The following is a 5097-nucleotide window of genomic DNA, read 5'->3' on the forward strand; positions in this document are numbered from 1 at the left end:
AGAATACCCGCCGTGTCGCAACACGATATGACAAGACAGCCGAAAGCTACCTCGGCTTCATCGACATCACATCAATCCGCCTCTGGCTGCGTCATTTGTCAACATGACCTAATCTCCGATCAGATGCACCAGGACTGGCGCTTGCCGCCCCAGTATGCACGTGCAAGTCCTTCTGAAATCAGGATGGTCCCAACATTCCGAGCCAGTCACGCGCCCAACAGCTAGGAACCGGTCATGCTCGTCCAGCTCTGGTTGTATGACCAACTTGATTTGGCCCGCTGTCTCAATAAGCTCTGTCAGCCGCGCTTTCGCCTTCAGGCCCAGAGCCTTTTCCGCTGCGCATTGCGGGCGGTAAGTCTCGGGCGTATCGAAACCAACAAGCCGGTAGCGGTCATCGCCATGGTCAATCGTGTCGCCATCAACGGCGAAAACCTCATCGGCACTCAGAACCTTTGATGTACGGCCAAAATTATGATCTGCGTAAAGCAGTCCGGCCAACACCATGCAGGCGACAATGAGCTTGTTCATGCGCCCTGCCCTCCTCGATGGATTCCAACGCAGAAACCTTCGGCGACGGGTAAAAGTGCGCTCGCTACAAGGCACCCTATCCCCTGCGGTGCCGGGTGAATGGCTGCAACTGTTCTTGCTACTTCGGGTTTTGTTTGTGCCCTGAAGGTCTGCGCAACAGCGCCCGCATTGAGCGACAGAACAGCAAGGCCAGCGACAATCCTAGGTAGGAGTAGTCGGCTATTCTTGCTCTCGCTCAGCTTCCTCAAATTTCGGCAAACGGATGCGACACCGAACGCCCTCGTGCCAAGGGACGTGCTGAATCTTGAGGTTGAATTGATGGAAGAAGCCATGCAGGCCGTTGATGGTACGGAACTCACGCACCTTGAAATCTTTCCTAGACGTGACCAGAACCTTTTCAACCTGGCCGTCAGGAGAGACCGCCCGGATGATCCAGTTACCAGAGAACGAGTTATGCTGCTTTTCCGCGCTTTGCATACACACGATTTCTGCAAAATATCCTTCGTCGAACAACTGCTTGAAACCATCTTCGCTGACCACATTCGGCCCCTGTGTTAGAATGTTTTCTGTCATGGTTTCACCCCGGTCTGCGACCGTAGAAACCCAAGTACACACGATGCACTTGGGTTGCTACGGTATAAGTGTTTTGTATGCAAGCCACTTTTTTTGTCTTTTTCGCGGCCTGCGACTCACGCTAATTTTGACCAGAAACCGCGTGTTCAAGCAATAATTTAAGGGCTAAATTGTCTGCCCCTATTCGATTGCGCACGTTGCACAGCCACTGATTTTACACCCATCAGCTACGCGGAAACCGACTTCGGCAAGAGACGAGGAAGCGGGCAAAACTTGAGGGCTTGAGCCTATCTCTCGCTCAAGCCCTTACAGTTTCAAATCCCCAAGGCTACGATCATGACTTAGCCGCCGTATCGACCTTGGAAAAGAAGTCAACGATCTCTGTAATCACATCTCCGCCGACTTCCGGGATTTCCGTCAACACGTCATGTTTAGCATTGCGGATCATCGAAAATTCGCCATTGGGCCATGCGGCGTTTGATTGACGCATTGTCAACAAGCTGATCCAGTTCACCACAGAAGGTTATGCAGGGAACATCCGGAGACTTGGTCTTTGACAGGCTACGACACTCGGCCAAGCTCACTTTCCTTCAGAGCCGGATCCTTGATCTTTTCGCGCACGGATTGAGGAATACGGTTCCAGACCCGCGACGGCGTAGGTCTGTGATCTTCAAGCGCTTCGGGCCACCGACAAGATATCGGTCGTACCAGCGATAGAAGGTGGTCTTCGGAATGCCCAGCTTTTCCAAAGTGCGCTTGGTCGGCAACTGCGATCGCTCAGGGAACGATCAACGACGGTGGCCCGCGCCTCGCGCGTACAATCATCCACGATGCAAAGGACGCGGAACCGCTGCCCATCTTCGAAAGCGTCAGACACAGAGTCCAACGACCAGCGCTGGTTGGCGCGATCCGGCACTAGAATGGGCCTGCGCGTGCCCAAGCCCGCTCGCGGGACCTTCTTCAACGCACCGCCAGCCCTTCCTCGCGGTAGAGCCGGAACAGCTTCTTGTGGTTCACCTCAAACCCTTCTTTGGCCAGAAGTATACCCAGACGGCGATACCCGAACCGACGTCGTTCATTGGCCGGCTCGCGCAATCGCTTACGCAGGACTTCATCGCACCGATCCTACTTCTTGTATTGCAAGACGGACCGATGAAGGTCAGCCAACTCGCACGCCCGACATTCTGACAGGCCGAGCCGACCCATCACGTCCGACACGGCCCGTCTTTTGACATCGGGCGTCAGTAGTTTTTTGTCGCTAGATCTTTCAGCGCGGCCTCGTACTCTTTGATCATCCCAATGATCTGCTCGTCACTAAATCCGCGTTTCATAGTCCATCCTTTGCTTGGACCGACTACTAACACCTCGGTGGCCTGACTTCAGGGGGCTGGGTCAATACAAGTTGGCAGTGCCCATCTAACAACTACGAAAGGGCCGCCGCTGAAAGGCTGGAATCCCTAAGCCCATAACCGTCCAGGAAACAGGGGGAACTCCAGACGTCAGCATCAATCTGGCATACGAAAACACCTATACTCGAAACTGACTGCCAGCGGAGGAACCAGAGTCAATGATAATTTCCTCAAGCTCGATTTCTGGGCTTCTGACGTTGCTCGAATTTTGGGCTGCTGGTGTCGGTTCAGCTTCTTCAGGAGCTTGGCTTCCATGAACGACAGCAACTTCCTCCAAAATCAAACCACTTCGGCGATCCAGTTCTTCTTCATAGCGATCAAAGCGGTCGTTAAAGCCCTTACTTTCACTATCAAAAAACGTCATTTCTTGTATGAGTTCGAAGATTGCGTCTATTGATCTAATTGTATCCGTATCTAGTCCGCTTTCAGATTGCGATACACGGCCACGTTCGCCAAACTCAGCAAGAGAGCGCCTGAGTTCGGCAAGAGATTTGAGGGCGGTAACGCAATCCCGACGATAAATCTCATTCGGGGGCATGTTTTGAGACGTTATCGTCTGGACTAGGGCGCCTGCGCCTTCTTTGATAGCACCGCCCACACCGGCTTGAATCAAATTTCGTGCATGAAGGATTTCCGCAGCTGGTTCTTTGCTAGGGTCTGCGGCAGCGCTTATAGCAGACTTCATGTACTGAACCGCGACTCGACCCGCCACGCGAATAGCGGCTTTTACGGTCTGTTTCGTTGCCGGTCCAGCCGATTCGGGCATAAGCGCTTCGCGACCTGCATCGATCGTTGTATTTGTTCCTGCCGCCAATAGAGAGAAACCAACGGTTTTCGCGGCGTCAATACTAAGACCGGCTATCGACTTATTGTTTGCACCGAACACCGAACTAACGGCGACTGCGATAAGGCTTGAAACTGCGGATCCTTTAAGCTGTGACGGCAACGAGCTTTTTGCCGCACTCAGAGCGGTAGCCCAGCGGCTTGGTCGGTCGGATTCAGCCGGCGGCCGGGTCGCTTCCTGAGCCGCACGCTCTTTGAGGCTGCCCTCAGTTTTACTATCCGCCCAAGCTAGAGCAACGCCGCGTATTGACCCCACGCCGGCTTCGGTCGCCATGATAGATCCGACCGTATTGGTAGCTTCGTCCAGATAGGTACTCCCGGGCTTGGCAACTAGTTCGGCCGCGAGATCAATCTCTTCTTCAGACAATACGGTGCTTTCTTCTGCAATTTGAGCAATAGCCTCTGGCGTAAGATCACCGACGCTCGCTTCGATGTCTGAGATCTGATCGGGATCAAGATAATACTCTGCTAGTGGTGCGTCCTCGAAGGGAACCGCGATCGTGCCTTCCGAATCTGTAGCTTCGCTCTGTCTTATTCGGTCGATTATCTTCTGTGAGATCAAGCTGGGATCATCTTTGACCATATGCTTGATAAGAGCGATTGTACCGACTTGCAATAGAGAAGAAGCGCCTGTTACAATCAGCGATTGTGCCGAACTACGCAACAAAATTGAAGCTAGTGTGTTAGCGCAAAAGGTGCTCCCTAGATCTCGAGTATCAAACACTCTCCCTTCCACACCTCTTCGCTTTTGATCTGCGCGGAAATTGAGGAAGCTCTCATAGCTTTCTTTACAGCCTGCAATATTCACCTCAACCTGTGCTACGAGACTAATCAATCGATCGCGAAGTTCCGCATTCGCGAGACGGTTACCATTGCTTGGACTTTCAGTAAGACTGTTCGCCAGTGCTCTGACGTTTTTAGAAAGACTGCTGCCAGATCCGTGACTCTCTAAAGCATCATTGATCATTTGCAGCTTTAGATCAGCAGACTTGGCCTGTATTTTTTTTTTGCTTAGCAGGTCGATTGCACGCCGTTCAAGAGATGTCTCCGGAATGTCGATGACATGATGGTCAGGCATTGAACAGTCAGCTATAGTTAGGGCTCGGTAACTGTTGGACCCGCCTTGCGCCTCATCATTTGTGCTAACTATCTGAGAACGGTGCGCACACCGATCATACAAACTCGCGTCGGCAGGATGATCATATCTCACACCAAGGTATTTAGCTCCGTACGAGTACCCATTGTAGCTAGCCTGCCCGGACGTTGTCTGCTCGAATCGTTTTTCAATTCGCCTGCTCGCGGACAAACCCGTTTTTTCTATGCCCGCGGTATCAAATCTTGCACTCAATGGTCCCGAAGAAGAGCCAAGGGCGCTAGAAACCATGGCAGGTGTTTGTTTCTCGGCTGCACGTCTAGGCTCGCGGATGCCAGCGCTACGACGTGGTTCATTGGTTTCGTGTCTTGGTGCTCTCAAGATTGGCCAGTTATTATTAAAGCCATGAATGTTTTCCATAGTTATTCTCATATTGTGTTTTTGACCGCTTCCAATCGCATTAGCGGCCTGTCAGGTTATTTGTTATGGTTAGACAATCATATCGAAGTCGATTAACTACAATTAAGTTAATCTCCAAGTTAGGCTCTGTACCCATTGATTTTCGCTTAGCGGCCTGATTCACGGCTCAAAAACGAGCGGTGAACATGTCTGATCTTTTCTGGCTGACGGAGGCGCAAATGGCGCGTCTGG

At 52.1% G+C, this 5097-nt stretch carries 5 protein-coding genes and 2 pseudogenes; 1 reads left to right on the forward strand and 6 read right to left on the reverse strand.

What is annotated here, in order from left to right:
- A pseudogene (locus tag ABLN87_RS21805) lies at nt 1-107 on the forward strand (IS5/IS1182 family transposase); the annotation flags it as partial.
- Between the two features lies 1 nt (nt 108).
- Here ABLN87_RS21805 and ABLN87_RS21810 read toward each other — a convergent pair.
- The 6 genes and pseudogenes from ABLN87_RS21810 to ABLN87_RS21835 all read right to left on the reverse strand — a co-directional run bounded on the left by ABLN87_RS21810 (nt 109) and on the right by ABLN87_RS21835 (nt 4866).
- A complete protein-coding gene (locus ABLN87_RS21810; protein ID WP_353014201.1) occupies nt 109-528 on the reverse strand; it encodes a thermonuclease family protein in 420 nt (139 codons plus the stop codon).
- A gap of 219 nt (nt 529-747) precedes the next feature.
- Nucleotides 748-1101 (reverse strand): hypothetical protein, encoded by a 354-nt coding sequence (locus ABLN87_RS21815; RefSeq protein WP_353014202.1) that lies wholly within the window; start codon nt 1099-1101, stop codon nt 748-750.
- Nucleotides 1102-1435: 334 nt separating this feature from the next.
- Entirely contained in the window at nt 1436-1591 is a 156-nt protein-coding gene (locus ABLN87_RS21820) for a hypothetical protein (RefSeq protein ID WP_353014203.1), read from the reverse strand.
- A gap of 86 nt (nt 1592-1677) precedes the next feature.
- Nucleotides 1678-1880, reverse strand: a pseudogene (locus ABLN87_RS21825) (helix-turn-helix domain-containing protein); the annotation flags it as partial.
- A gap of 181 nt (nt 1881-2061) precedes the next feature.
- The gene (locus ABLN87_RS21830) at nt 2062-2208 is read right to left on the reverse strand and encodes an IS3 family transposase (protein WP_353014206.1); all 147 of its coding nucleotides are present in this window, start codon (nt 2206-2208) and stop codon (nt 2062-2064) included.
- A gap of 420 nt (nt 2209-2628) precedes the next feature.
- Nucleotides 2629-4866 carry a hypothetical protein gene (locus ABLN87_RS21835; RefSeq protein ID WP_353014205.1) on the reverse strand — a complete coding sequence of 746 codons (2238 nt, stop codon included), beginning with the start codon at nt 4864-4866 and terminating at the stop codon, nt 2629-2631.
- Between the last annotated feature and the right edge of the window lie 231 nt (nt 4867-5097).

Source organism: Ruegeria sp. SCP10, assembly GCF_040329495.1.
Taxonomy (GTDB): domain Bacteria; phylum Pseudomonadota; class Alphaproteobacteria; order Rhodobacterales; family Rhodobacteraceae; genus Ruegeria.